This window comes from Ferrovibrio sp. (assembly GCF_017994015.1).
Classification (GTDB): Bacteria; Pseudomonadota; Alphaproteobacteria; order Ferrovibrionales; family Ferrovibrionaceae; genus Ferrovibrio.
On the sequence record NZ_JAGOLP010000123.1, the window covers coordinates 1 to 2,592 of the forward strand.

Genomic DNA, 2,592 nt, shown 5'->3' on the forward strand with positions numbered 1-2,592 from the left:
CGATTCGCTGGCTCCGAGTGTATGGATGCCGATTCGCCGTGTCCAGTGGAAAACTCCCATAACGGATTGATTCCACTTGGATTCACCGATGGTGGTTGTCCGAGTCAGGGCCACAACTTATGGATTATGCCATGCCTGCTCTTAACAAAGCCTTTTCAGCCCCGAAAATGCTGCTGATTTCTGCCGCCGCACTGGTGGCGGGTTTAAGCGGCTGTGCCTCCCAGGGCCCGACCGACGATCCGGTCGCCCGGCATTTCTCCTGGGAATATTATGTGGGCGGCGACGATATCGCCCGCAGTTGCGGGCCTGGTTCGCCCGATCGCTACCGCATGGTCTACAACGCGATTTACGATGAGCAGCGCCGTTCCTACGATTTCACCCCGTTGGACGAGGCCGGCCAGGATAAAGGCGCGATGATGCTGGAAGCCCGTGCCATGGCGCCGGCCAATCTGGTCACCATCAAGCTGAACGATCCCATCGGCCCCTGGCGCGGCGCGGCCAGTCTGCGCAAGCTGACAGCAGCGGAATTCGCCGGCATCAAGGCTGGGCTGGAGCAGGCAGGCTTCAGCAAGCCGGCGCCCAAGGGCATGTTCCTGCGTGGCGACGATTTCTATTGGACCGCCAGCGCCTGCATCAATGGGGCGTTTCATTTCCATGCCTGGAACAACGAACAGCCGGGTTTTGCCGCTTTGCCGTTCCTGGCCCTGCTGGCGCCGTTCGATGCAACCGGCGTGGAGCCCAACCCACCGCGTGCGGTGGCGCTATTGCCTTATGGTTCCTGGCCGGGCCAGACTCAGGACAGCATGCGGCCCCAACCGCACCGGTTCCGGGTCGGCGATAACGGGCTCGATTACGGGCGTGCGCTAAGAATTTAGGCAAAATGCCATTGAAATCAGCGCCATGCCGCATCGCAACAACACGTATTGCGATGCAATATTTTCCTATTGACGCTTTAGCGGGCATTCCTATATAAAGTTCATGTTGCAGCGCAGCATTTTTGTCGTCCCGGTCCGTGTTTGCCACCCACAGGCAACCGGGGCGCCTCCCAGACCCCCGTCGCCCTGTCGGCGATGCCGCGTCACATGACCAGATAAAGGAACCGCATCATGACCGCCAAGCGTAAGACCGCCCCGAAAGCCGAAACCATTGCCGAAGCTCTGCCCAGCACCGCGCCGCTGGAGAGCGTGATCTTCGCCACCAAGGAGCAGATCGAAAAGGCCGTGAAGGCGTCCACCGAAGCCACCGAGAAGGCTTTCGCCGCCACCAAGCAGCGCCTGGAAGCTGTTGCCAAGAGCTATGGCGATGCCGCCAAGCTGAGCAAGGATGGCGTCGAGGCCTTCGTTGCCGCCGGCACCGTGGCCAGCAAGGGTGTGGAAAACCTCAATGCCGATCTGCTGGCCTTCGCCAAGAGCCAGTATGAAGGCAACATTGCCGCCGCCAAGGCGATCATTGCCGCCAAGACGCTGCAGGAAGTTGTGGAACTGCAGAATGGCTTCACCAAGTCGGCTTTCGAGGCCTATACGGCCCAGTTCAGCAAGTTCAGCGAGGCCGCCACCAAGCTGGCGCAGGATTCCTTTGCGCCGATCAATGCGCAGGTGCAGGCCACCGTTGAAAAGCTTGTGAAGCCGCTGGCTGCCTGATCCGGCCACGTTTCCAATCCGTAACGAGAGGCCCGGTCGTGAGACCGGGCCTCTTTTTTTAATGCTCCGGTGCTGGTATTTTTTAACCAGAGCGCCATATCCTGGGAACGATGAGTAGGCAGGCATGAGTGAGCGGGATGGACACACGGGCGGCGGACGCACCGAGGTCGGGGTGGTCACTAAGACCAAGCCCAAGACCGAGAAGCCGCCCATGTACAAGGTCTTGCTGCTGAATGACGACTACACTCCCATGGAGTTCGTCGTTCACATACTCGAGCGTTTTTTCAACAAGCCGCGTGAGGAAGCCACCCAGATCATGTTGCATGTTCACCAGAAAGGCGTTGGTGTCTGCGGCGTGTTCACCTTCGAGGTGGCGGAAACCAAGGTGACCCAGGTGGTGGATTTCGCTCGTCAGAATCAGCACCCCCTGCAATGCACCATGGAACGTGATTGACCCAGGAGACAGGACCGTATGGCAAGTTTCTCGCGCGCGCTGGAACAGACACTGCATCGGGCCCTGGCACTGGCTGCCACCAAGAAGCATGAATTCGCCACCCTCGAGCATCTGCTCTTCGCGCTCACCGAGGATCAGGATGCCATTGCGGTGATGCGGGCCTGCAATGTCGATCTGGAAAAGCTCAGGCTGCGGCTCGGCAGCTTCATCGACGAAGACCTGCGCGGCCTAGTGGTCGGCGGCGTGGCGCAGGATGCCAAGCCCACGCTCAGCTTTCAGCGTGCCGTGCAGCGCGCGCTGTTCCATGTGCAATCCTCCGGCCGTGAGGAAGTGACCGGCGCCAATGTGCTGGTCGCCATCTTCTCCGAGCGCGAAAGCCATGCCGTGCATTTCCTGCAGGAGCAGGATATGACCCGGCTGGATGCCGTCAGCTATATCAGCCATGGCGTGGCCAAGGCGCCGGGCCGGGGCGACCGTCGCCCGGTGCGTGGCGCTGAC

Annotated in this window: 4 protein-coding genes; all 4 read left to right on the forward strand. The window is 60.5% G+C overall.

Features of this window, described 5'->3' with window-relative positions:
• The first annotated feature begins 131 nt into the window (after nt 1–131).
• Complete coding sequence (locus KBB36_RS20950; protein WP_290985870.1) at nt 132–875, forward strand: hypothetical protein; 744 nt, start codon at nt 132–134, stop codon at nt 873–875.
• Nucleotides 876–1,106: 231 nt separating this feature from the next.
• On the forward strand, nt 1,107–1,640 hold the full coding sequence (phaP, locus tag KBB36_RS20955) for a phasin family protein (protein ID WP_290985873.1): 534 nt from the start codon (nt 1,107–1,109) through the stop codon (nt 1,638–1,640).
• Nucleotides 1,641–1,764: 124 nt separating this feature from the next.
• Nucleotides 1,765–2,094, forward strand: coding sequence for an ATP-dependent Clp protease adapter ClpS (clpS, locus tag KBB36_RS20960; protein ID WP_290985876.1), 330 nt, complete (start codon nt 1,765–1,767; stop codon nt 2,092–2,094).
• Nucleotides 2,095–2,112: 18 nt separating this feature from the next.
• On the forward strand, nt 2,113–2,592 hold a 480-nt coding region (locus KBB36_RS20965), incomplete at its 3' end, for a Clp protease N-terminal domain-containing protein (protein WP_290985879.1).